Origin of the sequence: Micromonospora sp. NPDC007208, from assembly GCF_042869175.1 — a bacterium.
Taxonomy (GTDB): domain Bacteria; phylum Actinomycetota; class Actinomycetes; order Mycobacteriales; family Micromonosporaceae; genus Micromonospora; species Micromonospora foliorum.
In genome coordinates this window covers 46,122-63,037 of record NZ_JBIAFG010000006.1, presented here as the reverse complement: position 1 = coordinate 63,037, position 16,916 = coordinate 46,122, and the positions used below count along the sequence as shown (strand labels likewise).

The 16,916-nt window shown below is 72.4% G+C and carries 15 protein-coding genes; 7 read left to right on the top strand and 8 right to left on the bottom strand.

The window, feature by feature from the left end:
- Positions 1–27 precede the first annotated feature (27 nt).
- The 3 genes from typA to ACFYL6_RS14490 all read left to right on the top strand — a co-directional run bounded on the left by typA (position 28) and on the right by ACFYL6_RS14490 (position 3,620).
- Positions 28–1,896, top strand: coding sequence for a translational GTPase TypA (gene typA / locus ACFYL6_RS14500; RefSeq protein ID WP_387171287.1), 1,869 nt, complete (start codon positions 28–30; stop codon positions 1,894–1,896).
- A gap of 113 nt (positions 1,897–2,009) precedes the next feature.
- The gene (locus tag ACFYL6_RS14495) at positions 2,010–2,858 is read left to right on the top strand and encodes a serine hydrolase (protein ID WP_387171285.1); all 849 of its coding nucleotides are present in this window, start codon (positions 2,010–2,012) and stop codon (positions 2,856–2,858) included.
- 60 nt (positions 2,859–2,918) lie between these two features.
- A complete protein-coding gene (locus ACFYL6_RS14490) occupies positions 2,919–3,620 on the top strand; it encodes a lysoplasmalogenase (protein ID WP_387171283.1) in 702 nt (233 codons plus the stop codon).
- Here ACFYL6_RS14490 and ACFYL6_RS14485 read toward each other — a convergent pair.
- Complete coding sequence (locus ACFYL6_RS14485; protein WP_387171281.1) at positions 3,589–4,386, bottom strand: tyrosine-protein phosphatase; 798 nt, start codon at positions 4,384–4,386, stop codon at positions 3,589–3,591. The two genes, ACFYL6_RS14490 and ACFYL6_RS14485, sit on opposite strands and share 32 nt — an antisense overlap.
- A 44-nt stretch (positions 4,387–4,430) precedes the next feature.
- On the opposite strand from ACFYL6_RS14485, the gene ACFYL6_RS14480 reads away from it, so the two are divergent.
- Together ACFYL6_RS14480 and ACFYL6_RS14475 are read left to right on the top strand one after the other, a co-directional pair.
- A complete protein-coding gene (locus tag ACFYL6_RS14480; protein ID WP_387171279.1) occupies positions 4,431–5,528 on the top strand; it encodes a mandelate racemase/muconate lactonizing enzyme family protein in 1,098 nt (365 codons plus the stop codon).
- 58 nt (positions 5,529–5,586) lie between these two features.
- Entirely contained in the window at positions 5,587–6,510 is a 924-nt protein-coding gene (locus ACFYL6_RS14475) for an NlpC/P60 family protein (protein ID WP_387171277.1), read from the top strand.
- A 62-nt stretch (positions 6,511–6,572) separates the two neighbouring features.
- On the opposite strand, the gene ACFYL6_RS14470 is transcribed toward ACFYL6_RS14475, so the two are convergent.
- The 3 genes from ACFYL6_RS14470 to pnuC all read right to left on the bottom strand — a co-directional run bounded on the left by ACFYL6_RS14470 (position 6,573) and on the right by pnuC (position 9,664).
- A complete protein-coding gene (locus ACFYL6_RS14470; protein WP_387171275.1) occupies positions 6,573–7,571 on the bottom strand; it encodes a TerC family protein in 999 nt (332 codons plus the stop codon).
- Positions 7,572–7,886: 315 nt separating this feature from the next.
- Positions 7,887–9,011, bottom strand: coding sequence for an AAA family ATPase (locus ACFYL6_RS14465; RefSeq protein WP_387171273.1), 1,125 nt, complete (start codon positions 9,009–9,011; stop codon positions 7,887–7,889).
- Complete coding sequence (gene pnuC / locus ACFYL6_RS14460) at positions 9,008–9,664, bottom strand: nicotinamide riboside transporter PnuC (protein WP_387171271.1); 657 nt, start codon at positions 9,662–9,664, stop codon at positions 9,008–9,010. The genes ACFYL6_RS14465 and pnuC overlap by 4 nt, the downstream gene beginning before the upstream one ends.
- Before the next feature lie 83 nt (positions 9,665–9,747).
- Between pnuC and ACFYL6_RS14455 the strand changes: the two genes are divergently transcribed.
- On the top strand, positions 9,748–10,041 hold the full coding sequence (locus tag ACFYL6_RS14455) for an antibiotic biosynthesis monooxygenase (RefSeq protein WP_210785904.1): 294 nt from the start codon (positions 9,748–9,750) through the stop codon (positions 10,039–10,041).
- 121 nt (positions 10,042–10,162) lie between these two features.
- Here the strand turns inward: ACFYL6_RS14455 and ACFYL6_RS14450 are convergent, their stop codons facing one another.
- The 4 genes from ACFYL6_RS14450 to uvrB all read right to left on the bottom strand — a co-directional run bounded on the left by ACFYL6_RS14450 (position 10,163) and on the right by uvrB (position 14,703).
- Complete coding sequence (locus ACFYL6_RS14450; protein ID WP_387171269.1) at positions 10,163–11,020, bottom strand: helix-turn-helix domain-containing protein; 858 nt, start codon at positions 11,018–11,020, stop codon at positions 10,163–10,165.
- 196 nt (positions 11,021–11,216) lie between these two features.
- On the bottom strand, positions 11,217–11,585 hold the full coding sequence (locus tag ACFYL6_RS14445; protein ID WP_387171267.1) for a VOC family protein: 369 nt from the start codon (positions 11,583–11,585) through the stop codon (positions 11,217–11,219).
- A gap of 117 nt (positions 11,586–11,702) precedes the next feature.
- Positions 11,703–12,512, bottom strand: a complete 810-nt coding sequence (locus ACFYL6_RS14440; protein WP_387171764.1) for a helix-turn-helix domain-containing protein — start codon at positions 12,510–12,512, stop codon at positions 11,703–11,705.
- Between the two features lie 82 nt (positions 12,513–12,594).
- Entirely contained in the window at positions 12,595–14,703 is a 2,109-nt protein-coding gene (uvrB, locus tag ACFYL6_RS14435) for an excinuclease ABC subunit UvrB (protein ID WP_387171265.1), read from the bottom strand.
- 298 nt (positions 14,704–15,001) lie between these two features.
- Here uvrB and ACFYL6_RS14430 point away from each other — a divergent pair, with 298 nt between their 5' ends.
- A complete protein-coding gene (locus ACFYL6_RS14430; protein ID WP_387171263.1) occupies positions 15,002–16,915 on the top strand; it encodes a hypothetical protein in 1,914 nt (637 codons plus the stop codon).
- Position 16,916 lies beyond the last annotated feature (1 nt).

Here is a 16,916-nt window from a genome sequence, read left to right as displayed (position 1 = left end):
GCGAGCGCAGGCGGAAGGATAGAGGGTATGCAGCTTCGCACCGACCTCCGCAACGTCGCCATCATCGCTCACGTCGACCACGGCAAGACCACCCTGGTCGACGCCATGTTGCGGCAGGCCGGCGCGTACGGCGCACGCGGCGAGAACACCGAGCGGGTGATGGACTCCGGTGACCTGGAGCGGGAAAAGGGCATCACGATCCTGGCCAAGAACACCGGCGTGCGTTACCTGCCGGCCGACGGCTCCGACCCGGTCACCATCAACATCATCGACACCCCCGGCCACGCCGACTTCGGCGGCGAGGTGGAACGCGGCCTGACCATGGTCGACGGTGTGGTGCTGCTCGTCGACGCCAGCGAGGGCCCGCTGCCGCAGACCCGCTTCGTGCTGCGCAAGGCGCTGCGGGCCCGGATGCCGATCATCCTGGTGATCAACAAGGTGGACCGCCCGGACGCCCGGATCAAGGAGGTCGTGGACGACACCTACGAGCTCTTCCTCGACCTGGACGCCGACGAGGAGCAGATCGACTTCCCGATCGTCTACGCCTGCGCCCGCGACGGCATCGCCTCGCTGACCCAGCCCGCCGACGGCTCGGTGCCCGACGACAGCACCTCCCTGGAGCCGCTGTTCCGCACCCTGCTGGACACCATCCCGGCACCCTCGTACGAGGACGGCGCGCCGCTGCAGGCGCACGTCACCAACCTGGACGCCTCGCCGTTCCTCGGCCGGCTGGCGCTGTGCCGGGTCCGCCAGGGCACCATCAACAAGGGTCAGACGGTGGCCTGGTGCCGCACCGACGGCAGCACCCAGCGGGTCCGCATCTCCGAGATGCTGATGACCGAGGGCCTGGAGCGCACGTCGGCCGAGACCGCCGGCCCGGGCGACATCATCGCCGTCGCCGGCATCCCGGAGATCATGATCGGTGAGACCCTCGCCGACGTCGATAACCCGGTCGCGCTGCCGCTGATCACCGTCGACGAGCCGGCCATCTCGATGACCATCGGCACCAACACCTCGCCGCTTGTCGGCCGGGTCAAGGGCTCCAAGGTCACCGCGCGCATGGTGAAGGACCGGCTCGACAAGGAGCTGATCGGCAACGTGTCGCTGCGGGTCCTGCCCACCGAGCGACCGGACGCCTGGGAGGTGCAGGGCCGCGGTGAGCTGGCGCTGGCCATCCTGGTCGAGCAGATGCGCCGGGAGAGCTACGAGCTGACCGTCGGCAAGCCGCAGGTGGTCACCAAGGAGATCGACGGCAAGACCTGCGAGCCGGTCGAGCGCCTGACCATCGACGCCCCGGAGGAGTACCTGGGCGCCATCACCCAGCTCCTCGCCACCCGCAAGGGCCGGATGGAGCAGCTGGTCAACCACGGCACCGGCTGGATCCGCATGGAGTGGCTGGTTCCGGCGCGCGGCCTGATCGGCTTCCGCACCGAGTTCCTCACCGACACCCGGGGCACCGGCATCCTGCACCACGTCTTCGAGTCGTACGAGCCGTGGTTCGGCGAGCTGCGTACCCGCAACAACGGCTCGCTGGTCGCCGACCGGGCCGGCGCGGTCACCGCCTTCGCGATGATCAACCTCCAGGAGCGCGGCCAGCTCTTCGTCGACCCCACCACCGAGGTGTACGAGGGCATGATCGTCGGGGAGAACTCCCGCTCCGACGACATGGACGTCAACATCACCAAGGAGAAGAAGCTCACCAACATGCGGGCATCGACCTCCGACGAGACGGAGAAGCTGATCCCGCCGCGCAAGCTCTCGCTGGAGCAGGCTCTGGAGTTCTGCCGCGAGGACGAGTGCGTCGAGGTCACCCCGACCTCGGTGCGCATCCGCAAGGTGGTGCTCGACCAGCAGCAGCGGGGCCGCGCCGCCGCCCGCCGCAAGCACGCCGGCTGACCCACCAGCACCCGACACCGGGCGCGTCGACCGCTTGCGGCCGGCGCGCCCGTCCGTTTTCCCCCGACGGGTACGCGAACCCGCCCGCCCCGTGATCCGCTACGGTCACCGGCATGACCTGGGATGATCTCGACGCCCACCTGGACCGGGTGCCCGGCACCGTCTCCGCGTACGTGGGGCGGCTCGACGCGCCGCCCACCTGGACCCGCCACCCGGACGCCGCCCACTACGCCGCGAGCACCATGAAGGTGGCGGTGCTCGCCGCGCTGCACCGCGCCGCCGAGGCCGGCACCCTGGACCTGGACGCCCCGGTCCCGGTCGTCAACGACTTCGACTCCGCCCAGCCCGGCGCACCCCGCTTCGCCAACGCGCAGCACTACGACAACGACGACGCGGTCTGGGACCGCCTCGGCGGCACGGCGACGCTGCGCTGGCTGGCCGACCGGATGATCGTGCGCTCCAGCAACCTCGCCACCAACCTCGTCCTCGGCCACGTCGGGCTGCCGGCGGTCGCCGAGGTCTGGGCGCTCGCCGGCGCCCGCAACAGCGTCACCGGCCGCGGCATCGAGGACTTCGCCGCCCGCGAGGCCGGCATCACCAACACCGTCACCGCCGCCGACCTGGCCGCCCTGCTCGGCACCCTGGCCACCGGCGCCGACACCCCCGGCCACCTCGCCTCGCCGGCCGCCTGCACCACCATGCTGGACGTCCTACTCGCCCAGGAACACCGCGAGGACCTCGCCGCCGGCCTGCCCGAGGGCACCCGCATCGCGCACAAGAACGGTTGGGTACGCGGCGTCCGCCACGGCGCCGGCCTGGTGCTGCCCGACGACGCCCCGCCGTACCTGATCGCCGTCTGCACCACCACCGACCTGGCCGGTGGCGACGACGTGGAGGACGACGCCTGCCTGCTGCTCGCGCACATCTCCGCGCAGGTCTGGGCCACCCGCCACCAGCTCTGACCCGACAGCCTTGGCGGTGCGTGCGGGCTAGGCTGCTCGCACCCCACCCCGGAGCCGCCGATGCCCCGCAGTCGCACCGTGCTGATCGCCTTCCTCGTCGTGACGGCCGCGAACCTGCTGGCCAACGCCACCGGCGGCGGCGTGGCCTTCCTGCTCACCAAGCCGCTGCTGATGCCGCTGCTGGCCGCGTACCTCTGGCGGGCCAGCGCCGAACGCGCGGCCCGACCGGACCGGCTGCTGCTCGCCGGGCTGGCCTTCGCCACCGGCGGCGACATCGCCCTCATGATCGACGGCACCGGCTGGTTCCTCGCCGGCATGGCCTGCTTCCTCGGCACGCACCTCTGCTACCTCGCGGCCTTCACCCGACACGGCGCCGCCACCGCGCTGCGCCGGGCGCCGCTGGTCGCCGTCCCCCTGGGGTACGCGGTGCTGACCGTCGTCGCCCTGACCTGGATGTGGGCCGGGCTCACCGACGCCGGGCTGGCCGTGCCGGTGGCCGGCTACGCGCTCGCGCTGGCCGCCATGGCCAGCACCGCCACCACGCAGGGCTGGCGCGTCGGCCTCGGCGCCGCGCTGTTCCTCGGCTCCGACCTGCTGATCGCCGCCGGGGTCGCCGAGGTGGCCCAACCACCCGGCGCACCGGTGCTGGTGATGGCGACCTACGCCGCCGGCCAGGCACTGATCGTCACCGGCCGCGCCGCCCGCGCCGGCACACCCACCGACGCGCCGGTCACTCCAGCAGTTGCGCCCGCAGCGCGCTGAGGTCGGAGTCGGTCAGCCCCAGCCCGTCGCGCAGGTACGCGTCGAACGAGCCGTGCACCCGACGCACCTCGGCGTACCCGGCGTCGAGGTACTCGGCGCGGACCTCCAGCACCGGCAGCACCGCGTCGACGTCCAGCTCGGGATTGCGCCGGCGCATCGCCTCGACGATCACCGCCCGCAGGCTGTCGGTCAGCTCGTTGTTGCGCAGGTAGTCGGCGCGGATCGCCGCCTCGTCCACCCCGAGCGCCGTCAACAGGACGACGGTCAGCCACCCGGTGCGGTCCTTGCCGGCGGAGCAGTGGTAGAGCAGCGGCAGGTTCTCCGGCCGGGCCGCCAGCCGCACCGCCTCGGCGAAACCGACCCGCGCCGACTCACCCGTGACGAACCAGCGGTAGATCGCCGCCATCGCCCCCGCCGTGCCCTGCCGGGCCAGCTCCGCGTACGCGTCCAGGTCGTGACCGAGCAGCACCGCCGAGACGTAGGTGAAGACCGGGTGCTCCGGATCGTGCACCGGCAGGCGCACCACCCGTGGCTCACCGGCGAACCGGTCCTGCGGGGCGACCGCGATCTCCGTGCCGTCGCGCAGGTCGACCACGCACGCCGGACCGAGCTTCGCCAGCACCGGTAGGTCCTCGTCGGTCAGCCGACCCAGCGCCGGTGTGCGGATCAGCTGTCCGACCCGGACCCGTCGCCCGTCCGCGCCGACGAGCCCGCCCAGATCACGCGCGTTCGGTGCACCCACCAGCTCCCAGCCCTGCCCGGTCATCTGGTCTCCCCTCCCACCGTGAACCTCCGTATAGGGTGCCTCACATGACGATCTCGGCGGTACGCACCCACCGGGTTTCCGCTCCCCTCCACACCCCGTTCGTCACCGCGCTGCGACGTACCACCACAGTGGACACCCTGGTCGTCGAACTCGTCGACAGCGACGGCCGGTCCGGCTTCGGCGAGGCGCCCCAGGTCTGGCAGGTCACCGGCGCGTCCGTCGCCGGCGCCCAGGCGTGCGTCCGCGAACTGCTCGGCCCACAGCTGATCGGCCGTGACCCGGACGACCTGGTGGCCCGGTGCGCCGAGGTGCAGCGCGCGGTGGTCGGCAACGAGGCCGCGAAGGCGGCGGTGGACGTCGCCCTGCACGACCTCGCCGCGCGGCGGCTGGGCGTACCCCTGGTGCGGTTGCTCGGGGGCACCTCGCTGCGGGTCCCGACGGACGTCACGCTGGCGGCGGGCGACGCGGTGGACCTGGCGACCGCGGCACGGCAGCGGCAGGCCGACGGCTTCGACGTGCTCAAGTTGAAGGTCGGCACCGACGCGGCGAGTGACCTGGACCGGGTGCGGGCGGTACGGGCGGCCGTCGGCCCCGGCACCCGGATCCGGCTGGACGCCAACCAGGGCTGGACGCCCCGGGAGGCGGTCCGGGTGATCCGCGGCATCGAGGACGCCGGGCTCGACGTCGAGCTGGTCGAGCAGCCGGTGATCCGCTGGGACCTGGACGGGCTGGCCTGGGTCAGCGACCGGGTGTCCGTGCCGATCCTGGCCGACGAGGCCGTCTTCGGGGTCCGTGACCTGGTGGAGGTGATCCGCCGCCGGGCCGCCGACCTGGTCAACGTCAAGCTGGCCAAGTGCGGTGGGCTGCACCCGGCCCGTACCCTCCTCGACCTGGCCACCGCCCACGGGCTCGGCACTGTGGTCGGCTCGATGATGGAGAGCCAGGTCGGTATCGGGGCGGCGGCGAGCCTGGTCGCCGCGTACGGCACCACTGCGGTCGCCGACCTGGACGCCGCGTGGTGGCTGGCCTGGTCGCCGGTGCAGGGCGGCATCCGCTACGACGGGGCGACAGTGGTGCTGCCGGACGCCCCTGGCCTGGGCATCTCCGGCCTTGCTGAAGCAAAAGTGCAGGCTCGTGGTTGAGGACCGTCGGTTTCTTTCATAGGGTTTCTCTGGACAGCCGACCGAGCTGGGGGTTGACGTGGAGCTGCAACCGGGCCGCGAGGCCGTCGTCCGGGTCGCCGTGGCGACGCTGTGGACCTCCCCCGAGGCGGTCCGCCCGGTCGACTGCCCGGCGCTGACCGCCGGTGTCGACATCCCCACCTGGGTCTCCGGACTGGACACCGACCAGCAGGTCGGCGACTGCGTGCTGAGCCAACTTCTGCTCGGCGAACGGGTCCTCGTCAGCGAGCTGCGCCCGGACGGTTGGGCCCGCGTCGTCGCCGTCGAACAACCAGCCGCCAAGCTGGATCCTCGCGGCTACCCCGGCTGGCTCCCCGCCGGGCAACTGGCCGTTCCGGACCCGGCCCACACCAGCACCGAACACCCGCTGGTGGTGGACGCCACGGTCACCGGGCTGCACGCCGCCCCGAACGGGCCGCTGGTGCTGCCCGGAGTCGTCGTCGGCACCCGCCTTGTCCCGGCCGGCCCCGCGTACGACGACTGGCGGCCGGTGCACGTCCCCGGCCGGGACACGCCGCTCTGGCTGCCCGATGGGCACCTGGTCCCGGCGCCGGCCACGTCGCCGACCGCCGAGCAGGCGCTCGCGGTGGCACAGCGACTGCTGGACGTGGTCTACATCTGGGGCGGTCTCTCCGCGCACGGCATCGACTGCTCGGGGCTGGTGCACCTGGCCTGGCGGCGGTTCGGGGTGCTGCTGCCCCGCGACGCCGACGACCAGGCCGTGGCCACCACCCCACTGCCGTTGGGCGCGGAACGCCCCGGCGATCTCTACTTCTTCGCCCGACCCGGCCGCAAGATCCACCACATCGGCATCGTCACCGCCCCACCCGGCGAGGGCGGCCAGCGCCGGATGCTGCACGCCTGCTACCGGCGACGGCGGGTCATCGAGGAGCCGCTACCGGCCGACCGGACCGCCACGCTTGTGGGCGCCCACCGGGTCTAGGGCGTATTCCGGAAGCCGCCCTTTGCCGGCCGGGCGCGTGTCCGCACCCGGCCGGTGACCGGTCAGCGTCGGGCGTCGGCCAACTCGCGACGCCGGTCCCGGGAGGACTTGATCAGGCTGGCGGCGGTGGCGATGCCCAGGGTGCCGATGATGACCAGCAGCGACAACCAGATCGGGATGTGCGGCGCCCAGCCGACGTGCTCGCCACCGTTGATGAACGGCAGGTTGTTGTCGGCCAGCGCCTCCAGCACCAGCTTGACCCCGATGAAGCCGAGCACGACGGCCAGGCCGTAGCTCAGGTAGATCAGCCGGTCGAGCAGGCCACCGAGCAGGAAGTAGAGCTGACGGAGGCCCATCAGCGCGAAGACGTTCGCGGTGAAGACCAGGTACGGCTCCTGGGTGATGCCGAAGATCGCCGGGATCGAGTCCAGTGCGAAGATCAGGTCGGTGGTGCCGATCGCGATCATCACGATCAGCATCGGGGTGAACAGCCGCCTGCCGGCCACGTGGGTGGTGAGCTTCGCGCCGTCGTAGTCCTTCGAGATGGGCAGCGCCTTGCGGCTCCACCGGATCAGCACGTTCTCGGAGAACTCGTCCTCGTCCGGCTCACCCTGCCGGGCCAGGTTCACCGCGGTGTAGATCAGGAACGCGCCGAAGATGTAGAAGACCCAGGAGAACTGCGTGATCAGGGCCGCACCAGCGGCGATGAACCCGCCGCGCATCACCAGCGCCAGCACTATGCCGACGAGCAGCACCTTCTGCTGGTACTGCCGAGGCACCCCGAAGCGGGCCATAATGATCACGAAGACGAAGAGGTTGTCCACCGAGAGGCTGTACTCGGTGAGCCAGCCGGTGTAGAACTGCCCGGCCGCGCTGGCCCCGGAGGTCAGCCAGACACCCGCGCCGAAGAGCAGGGCGAGACCGACGTAGAAGGCGACCCAGAGGCTCGACTCCCGCACACTGGGCTCGTGCGGGCGCCGACCAATGATCAACAGGTCGACGAGCAGGACCGCAGTCAGTGCGACCAGCGTCCCCGCCCACACCAATCCGGACACGTCCAACGTTCATTCCTCCGGCAGACACGCGGCGTCGGGCACACCGTACGCCCCTGCGGGAGCCGGCGTGCCGCTGTCGCTCACTCTGGTGACTGTCGGAGGTCTCTTCCGCCGTCGCCCCGCAAAGGGGCGGCGACCTACGGGGCCGGGTCGGGCCGCCGTGGTTCCGGCGATCGACCGTGCTGACGACTCCGTTGCGGGGGAATACTCCCCTCCTCGGTGACCATTGTTGCCCACCACGCCCCGTGATCACACCCCGGGCACCCGGTGGCGCTGACCACCCCGCGCGGCCTCGCACACCGCCTAGGGCTTCCTAGGAGGCTAGTGCAGGTCGGGTGCGGCGATCGGGTCGGCGAGCGACCAGCCGGCCGCGAGCAGGTCGTCGCAGGCTCGCACCGCCCGGGCCAACCGCTCGGCGTGCGACCCGGTCAGCTCCACCACCGGCACCCCGCACCCCGCCAGCTCGCTGCGGAACCGCTCGGTCATCCAGGCCCGCAGGTGCTCACCGTCGCGCAGCCCGTCATCGGTGAACGGCACCCCCCGGTGATCCGTCAGCAGGTACAACGCCGGCCGGCGGGCCGCCGCCCGCACCTCCTCCGACGCGCTGCCCAGGTAGCGCTCCTCCCACACCGCCGTCGCCCGCGCGTCGGTGTCGCAGACCAGCAGCGGCCCGCTCGTCCGGGCCGCCGCGTCCTCGGCCGCCTGCTGCTCGCGGACCACGGCGCGGAAGTCGTCCCGGTCCCAGGTGACGTCGAAGACGGTCGCCTCCGGCGTTCGCTCGCGCAACCGGGCCAGCTTGCGAGCGGTCAGCTCCCGGCCGTACTCCGGCACCCAGGACGTGCCGTAGTGCCCGGCGAGCGCCGCCGCCATCGTCGTGGTCCCGGTCGACTCGGCCCCGACCACCACCACCCGCCGGACGAACCACGCCCGCACCGGCGGACTCAGCCACCGCCAGTGGCCCGCCGGGTCCGCGCGCACCGCCGTCCCGGACACCGGCACCGTCCGCCGATCCGGATCCACCGACACGGGTACGGCGTCGAAGCGGCGCGCCAACTCGGCGCCGTACGCCTCGGAGGAGAAGACCGCGTCCACCGGCACCGACCCGACCGCCTCGCGGAACACCGCGCAGTGCGCGTCCCAGACGGCCGGATCCGCGTAGTCCACCGGGTGGTCGTCGTACCTGCCGACGAAACGGACCCACGGCGTGTCCGCGTGCGACTCCCGCAACCAGTCGAGGCGCAGCGCGAGTGGAATGGACTCCCGACGTGAGGGCGCCACGACGACTGTCACCTCGGCGCAGCGGGCGGCGGCGGCCCCGATCAGCGCGTGGTGCCCAGCGTGCGGTGGATAGAACTTGCCCACCACCATCCCGTGCCCGAACTCCGCACCGGCCGAGCGCGCCGGCACGCGTGGTGCCGGTGCGGGTCCGGACGTCTCGGCGGTCACGCGGTGACCGGGGCCGGGCCGGGCGGAACCGCGCTCGGCCGGTCGGCCCGACGCCTGTCGGCCCGCCAGGCCCGCAAGCCGAGTACGCACAGGGCGAGGAAGACCAGATAGAGGCCTGCGGTCAGGTGCAGCCCCTTGTACGCGTACAACGGGATGTAGATCAGGTCGGCGGCGATCCAGAGCCACCAACTCTCCACCCGCTTGCGGGTCTGCCCGTACGTGGCCAGCAGGGACAGCGCCGTGGTCAACGCGTCCGGCAGCGGCACGGTCGAGTCGGTGGCCCGGTCCAGCAGCACCCAGAGCGCGCCGGTGAGCAGCACCCCGGCGGCAGTCAGCGCCAGCCACTCCCGTCGCCCCGTCCGGCTCACCGTGAGCCGGCTGCGCCGCTCGCCACCGAAGAGCCAGTGCCACCAGCCGTAGCAGCCGAGCGCGACGTACACGACCTGGAGCCCCGCGTCGGCGTACAGCCCGGCGGTCCAGAACAGCAGCATGAGCAGCAGCACGTTGGCGATCCCGATCGGCCAGTTGGCGATCTTCTGCCGGGCCACCAGCCACACGTTGAGCACACCTGTCGCGAACCCCAGCAGCTCCGCCCAGGTGGTACCCGTACCGGCCACCCGAAACGCGGTGCCGGTGAGCCAGTCGATGATCATTGAGCCACCCTAGGGGCGGCGCCGACGCCGGAACAGACCCCCGCGACACCGACCGCCCCGACCATCGTGGGAGGCTGTCCGACATGGTGCTTGAGGTCGCGCTGATCGATGTACTACCCGGACACGAGGACGCGTTCGCCGCCGCGTACGCCGAGGGTCACCCGGTGCTCGCCGGGGCGACCGGCTGCCGGTCCGTGCGGATGACCCGAGGAATCGAGTCACCGACCCGCTTCGTGCTGCTCGTCGAATGGGACTCGGTCGAGGCGCACGAGAAGAACTTCCGGGCCACCGAACGGTTCGACAAGTGGCGGGCGCTGATCGGGCCCCACTTCGCCGGACCGCCAGTGGTGGAACACTTCCTCGACGTACCGGCCTGAGCCGAGCTGTCGTACCCCGCGGTTATCGTGCCGTGCGCACGCGCCGGCCGCCGGTCCCGACGGACTCGGGGGCGCCGGGCCCGGTGGCCGCGCGGCGCCGCACCGTCGACACCCGCAACCGTTACTCGCCGACGCGGCGGGCCAGCACGGTGACCGTCTCCTCCGGTGACAGCGCCGCGGCCAGCAGCGCAGCGGTCATCCGCTCGTAACGGTCGACGTCGAGCACGGTGGTCAACCGGACGTCGGTGGTCAACGCCTCGAGCATCACCGTCCGCGGGTCCGCCGGGTCGGGAAAGGCATAACAGGAATACGGTGTGAGCGGGTGCAGCCCGCCACCGGCCGCCCCCCGTGGCAACAGCCGCACCGTGACGTGGGACAACCCGGTCACGGCGACCAGATGCCGCAACTGTTCACGCCAGACCGCCACCGGCAGGTCACCCTGGTCGCAGACCGCCTCGGCGAGCACCGCCGTGTAGCGCGGCGGATAGGCCCGCCGCAGCACCTCCTGCCGCAGCGCCCGGGCGCGCACCTCGGCCTCCACATCGACCTCGGGCGTGAGCTGGACGCCGGCCGTGACCAGCACCCGGGCGTACGCGGGCGTCTGGAGCAGCCCCGGCACCACCGACGGCTGGTACTCGACGATGTCGGCGGCACCCGCCTCCAACTCGGCGTAGGTGCGCTGCCGTTCGCTCATCTCGCCCAGCGTCTTCCACCAGCCTCGACTGGTCGCCGCGTCCCGGGCGATGACGATCAGCGCCTCCCGGGCGGGCGTGGGCACCTTGTAGACGTCCAGCAGGTCGAGCACGTCGGCGAGGTCCGGGCGACTCTGGCCCAGCTCGATGCGGGACAGCTTCGACGTCGAGGCCCAGCCCAACCTGTCGCAGACCTGCTCCAGGGTCAGCGACTCGCGCCGACGGAGTTGGCGCAGCTCTGCGCCGAGACGTGCACGTCGAATGACAGGACTTGTTGGCAGCGGCATCCCGGCCTCCCCACCGAGGGAGACTACGCAGGACGATCACCCAGTGCAATAGCTCGCTCGCGCACCGCAATCAGGGCATTCGGTCCCGTCGACCGGCCGGGCCGGCCCGCACGTACCGTTTCCGCAGGTCAGCAGCGGTTCCTGCCGGCGAGGTCCGATCTCGACGGGCCGTAGGTCCCGGTCGGTGCGGCCGGGCTCAGGGTCGGTAGGTGCCGAAGGACCAGACGTTGCCGGCCAGATCGCGGGCGGCGTAGTCACGGGAGCCGTAGTCGGTGTCGAACGGCTCGCGGGTGATCTCGGCGCCGGCCGCGCGGGCCCGGGCGCAATGCGCGTCGACGTCCGGCACGGCCACGTAGACCGACCAGTCGTCGGCGGCCGGCCGAGACGGGGCGTCGGCCCGGCCACCCAGCATGATCATGCCGGTGTCGAGGACCAGTTCGGCGTGCGCCACCGTGCCGTCCGGCGCCTCGTGCACGGCATGCACCCGGAAACCGAAGGCGGCGCCGAGCCAGTCGATCGCGGCGCGGGGATCGGGATAACGGAAGATCGGATAGATGGTTCGCATGACCCGATTCTGCGGCCGGCGGTGCCGATCCGGATTGGACGAATGTGACCTCCGCTGCCCCGGGGTAGCAGAACACGATTGCGGGTCGCCGGCGCGGCCACGGTCAGCCGGCCGTCGTCACCGGGCGGTGAGCAGCGCGGCCGGCGTCGTCCCCGCGAACTGGTGGAAGTCCCGAATCAGGTGGGACTGGTCGTAGTAGCCGCAGCCCGCCGCCACCGCGGCCCAGTCGACGGCCCGCCCGGTCGCGTCGACCTGGGTCGACGCCGCGTGGGCCCGCTGGAAACGCAGCAACCGGGCGGCCATCTTGGGCGGCAGCCCGACGTCCTGCCGGAACCGGGACGCGAGGTGCCGCCGGCTCCAGCCCAACTCGTCGGCGAGCACCCCGACGCTTCCCCGCCCCGCGCTGGCGAGGAGCCACCGCCACGCCCAGTCGAGCCGCGGATCCACCGGCGGGGACGCCGCCAGCCGGGCGGTGAGCACCCTGTCGAGCAGGGCGAACCGCTCCGCCCAGCCGGGGGCCTCGGCGAGCCGGCCGCGCAGCCGATCGAGCCAACGGCCCGGGAACTGCCCGACGTCGACGGCCCGATTGGTCAGCTCGCTCAACGGCAGGCCGAGGAGACGGCGGGCGGTCAGCGGGGCGAGCAGCAACTCGATGCCCTCCCCCACACCCACCGTGCGCGTGGTGCACCAACTGTCGAAGGTGCCGGCCACGAACGAGTCGACAGCGGTGACACCGCGCTCGGCGCTGCGCGGGTCGGTCACGTCCAGCGGAGCGCCCCAACCCAGGATCAGCACCACGAAGACGCCAGCCGACTCCCGGCGGACCAGTGGCACGTCCGCCCGTTCCCGGTAGCCCACGTACCGGTCGACGAACGGACGCAGGCTGGCGTCGGGCAGCCCGAGGACCATCTCGCCGATCGGCGCCACCTCCGTCAACGGTGCCCGCCCTTCGCGTGCCCCGGTCGGCCGGGCCCGAGCGGAGCGCTGGGCGTGGCCGACCGGGTGGCCGTCACTTCACGCCGGCGGCGTCCATGCCGCGCAGTTCCTTCTTCAGGTCGGAGACCTCGTCGCGGATCCGGGCCGCCAGCTCGAACTGCAGCTCGCGTGCCGCGGCCAACATCTGGTCGTTGAGCTCCTGGATGAGCTGGGCGAGGTCGGCGCGGGCCATCCCCTCCCGCGAGGTGGTGGCGGCGGCGGACCGGCTCCGGCTGCGGGTCTCCTTGACCGGCGCCTTGCCCCGGGAAAGCTGACGCACCGCGCCCCCGACCCGGGAGTTCTCGGTGTCCTCCGCCTCGCGGTAGATGTCGTCCAGGATGTCGTGGATCTTCTTGCGCAGCGGCTCCGGGCTGATGCCGTGCGCCTCGTTGTGCGCGATCTGCTTGGCCCGACGCCGATCGGTCTCGTCGATCGCCGCCGCCATCGACGGGGTGATCTTGTCGGCGTACATGTGCACCTGACCGGAGACGTTACGGGCGGCCCGCCCGATGGTCTGGATCAGCGACCGGCCGCTCCGCAGGAAGCCCTCCTTGTCGGCGTCGAGAATCGCCACCAGCGACACCTCGGGCAGGTCCAGACCCTCGCGGAGCAGGTTGATGCCGACGAGCACGTCGTAGTCGCCCTTGCGCAGCTCGCGCAGCAACTCCACCCGGCGCAACGTGTCGACCTCCGAGTGCAGGTAGCGCACCCGGATGCCGTTCTCCAGGAGGTAGTCGGACAGGTCCTCGGCCATCTTCTTGGTCAGCGTGGTGACCAGCACCCGCTCGTCCCGGTCGGTGCGCAGCTTGATCTCGTGCATCAGGTCGTCGATCTGGCCCTTGGTCGGCTTGATCACGACCTCCGGGTCGACCAGACCGGTGGGTCGAATCACCTGCTCGACGAACTCGCCCTGGGCCTGCTCCATCTCCCAGGTGCCGGGGGTCGCGGAGAGGAAGACCATCTGGCCGACCCGCTCCAGGAACTCGTCGAAGCGCAGCGGCCGGTTGTCGGCCGCGCTGGGCAGCCGGAAGCCGTGGTCGATGAGCATCCGCTTGCGCGACGCGTCACCCTCGTACATGCCGCCGATCTGCGGGATGGTCACGTGCGACTCGTCGACCACGGTGAGGAAGTCGTCGGGGAAGTAGTCGAGCAGGGCGTGCGGCGGGCTGCCGGGCAGCCGCCCGTCCATGTGCATCGAGTAGTTCTCGATGCCGGAGCAGAAGCCCACCTGCCGCATCATCTCGATGTCGTAGGTGGTGCGCATCCGCAGCCGCTGCGCCTCCAGCAGCTTGCCCTGCCGCTCCAGCTCGGCGAGGCGCTCGGCCAGCTCCACCTCGATGTCGCGGATCGCCCGCTCCATCCGCTCCGGACCAGCGGCGTAGTGCGTGGCCGGGAAGATCACCAGCTGGTCGACCTCGCGGACCACGTCGCCGGTCAACGGGTTGAGGTAGTAGAGCTTCTCCACCTCGTCACCGAACAGCTCGATGCGGATCGCCAGCTCCTCGTACGCCGGGATGATCTCCAGGGTGTCACCACGGACCCGGAAGGTGCCCCGCTGGAACGCCATGTCGTTGCGGGTGTACTGGATGTCGACCAGCCGGCGCAGCAACTGGTCGCGGTCGAGCTCGTGCCCGACCTGCACCTTCACCGCCCGGTTGAGGTACTCCTCCGGGGTGCCCAGACCGTAGATCGCCGAGACGGTCGCCACCACGATCACGTCGCGGCGGGTGAGCAGCGACATCGTCGCCGAATGCCGCAGCCGCTCCACCTCCTCGTTGATCGAGGAATCCTTCTCGATGTAGGTGTCGGTCTGCGGGATGTAGGCCTCGGGCTGGTAGTAGTCGTAGTACGAGACGAAGTATTCGACCGCGTTGTGCGGCAGCAGCTCGCTGAACTCCTTGGCCAACTGCGCACAGAGCGTCTTGTTCGGGGCGAGCACCAGGGTGGGGCGTTGCAGCCGCTCGATCAGCCACGCCGTGGTGGCGCTCTTGCCGGTGCCGGTCGCGCCCAGCAGCACGGTGTTGCGGTCGCCACGCCGAACCCGGCGCTCAAGATCGTCAATGGCCGCCGGTTGGTCGCCGGCCGGCTGGAAGTCACTGACGACCTGGAAGCGGCTGTCCAGCCGGGGAATGTCGAGCGCCATGCCATCAACGGTACGCCGGAGGTCCGACAGGAACGGCCGTCACGCCAGGTACGTGATCAGCTTCAATATTCCCATTGTGTGGCCCATGTCACCGGGACTACCCTCTTCATGTAGGCCGCTCGCGGCGGCCGACCGGGCCGGTGGCCAGGCCAACATCAGGCCGGTCACCCCCGGCACTGCGGTCGCAGCACCCGGCTCGTCCGGCGTGCGCACCCGTGTGGTCGCGCTCGAGGCGCAGACCGGCCGCCGCGAGCGCCCCTGCTCGTCACCCCGGTGCCTCCCCGCCCGTTTCACCTCCGTGGACACCTCTCCGACCCCGGCGCCCGACACCGCCCGCACCGCCACACCCCGGCCGGACGACCCGAGCACCGGCAGCGGCCCGACCAGCGGTGCCAGCGGGCCGACCAGCGGCAGCGGGCGGCACCGCACCGGCTCGGCCGGCGGTGCCTCGGCGGCCGGCCGCAGCAACGACACCAAGAACACGTCCAAGGCCCGCCGGACCAACGACTCCGGAGGCAGGTCCACGACCAGCCGAACCAACGACACCGGGAGCAGGTCCACAGCCGGCCGGTCCGCCGGCGGCGCGCGCCGGGCCACCGCCGGCCGCAAGACCACCGACACGCAGCGGGCCGCCGCCGCGCGGAGCCTCGCGGAGAACCGCGACACCACCCGCCACGACGACACCCCGGACACCGCCGACGCCACCGGAGCCGAGGACACCGCCGGAGCCGCCGACACCGCCGGCCCGACCTCGGCGGGCCGGCGTCGGCGTACGGTGCTGCTGTTGCTCGGTCTGACGGCGGTGACGTCCGCGACGGCCCTGGTGCTCGGGCTGTTGAGCTGGGCGCCCGACCCGCCCGAGCCGGCCCGGCCGCTGACCGTGGCGGAGAGCGAGCGACTGGCCGCCGTGCGGGTCACCAACCTGCGGGACCTGCGCGCCGGCGTACGGGTCACGGCGGGCACCGGCGCGACCCGTATCGAACTGGTGGGCTGGGTGGACTGGTCTCGGTCGCTGCTCTACCTCGACGTGGGCGGGCCGGGCGCGGGTGCCGAACGCGGGCTGTTGCAGAAGAGCGGACCGGTGCTGGTGATCCGGCCCGACCCGGCGGCGGTACCCACTCCCGCCGCACCACCACTGATGCCCCCGGCGGACCGGTGGCGGCTGCACCGACTGGCACCCGGGGCGCACCTGGCACCGGTGCTCGACCTGCTCCTCGACCTCGCCGCCGACCGCCCGGACCCCACCACCCGGACGGCACCGCCCGGCGAGGGGCGTTGGATCGCCCGGGAGACCGTGCCGGCCGGCCCACTGGACGTCATCCAGGCACCACAGCCCACCGGCGCACCGGCCGCCGCCGGCACGGCGACCGGCGCCCCCGGCGCCCCGACGCCCGCCCCGGACGGGCCGACCCGGTACTGGCTCGACCAGGACGCCCGGCTGCACAAGCTGGTGACCCGGCTGCCCGGCGCCGGCCCGGTCACGATGATCTTCAACCGGGCGGACCGGCCGACGCTACGGCCGGTGGACGCGCTCGGCGGCCGACCCGGCCTGCCCCGCGCGCTGACCGACGCCGAGCAACGTCGGCTCGACCGGCTGCCGGCCCGGCTCCGCGCCCAGGGTGGTGCCACCGTGACGCTGACCGCACCGACGGGCACGGACACGAACCTGCGGGGCGCCGGCTGGTTGAGCTGGACCGCGCGTACCGCGTACCTCGCGGTCGCCGACCTGGGCGTACCCGATCGTCGGACCCTGCTGCGACGCGACGCCGCCGGTCTGGCCCGGGCGGACCTGCCGGCGGTCGAGGCCGGCGGCGGCACGGCGGAGGTCCCGGCCCGGCCGCCGCTGCCGCCTCCGGGCGGGGCCTGGCGGGTCTCCCGGCCCGGCCGGGACGACCTGAGCGTGCTGGTCGACGCCGCGGTGACCGCCGGGTCGGTCGGGCACCGCGGCGCGGCCGTGCGGGTACGCGAGGACGTCACCGCCGGACGGACCGTGGACGTCATCGAGTCGGGTCCGACCGGCGCGCGGCTGCGCTACTGGATCGACCGGGACGGGTCGCTGCGCCGGCTCGAGTTGCAGACCGACGCCGGCACGTGGGCGCAATTGGACCTCCACCCCGCCGTCGTGCCCCGACTGGCTGCGAACCCTCGGCCCGCCGCCCCTCGACCTTCATCAGCCCCTCGGTCCTCGGCCCCTCGGCCCGGCGCCCGCTGAC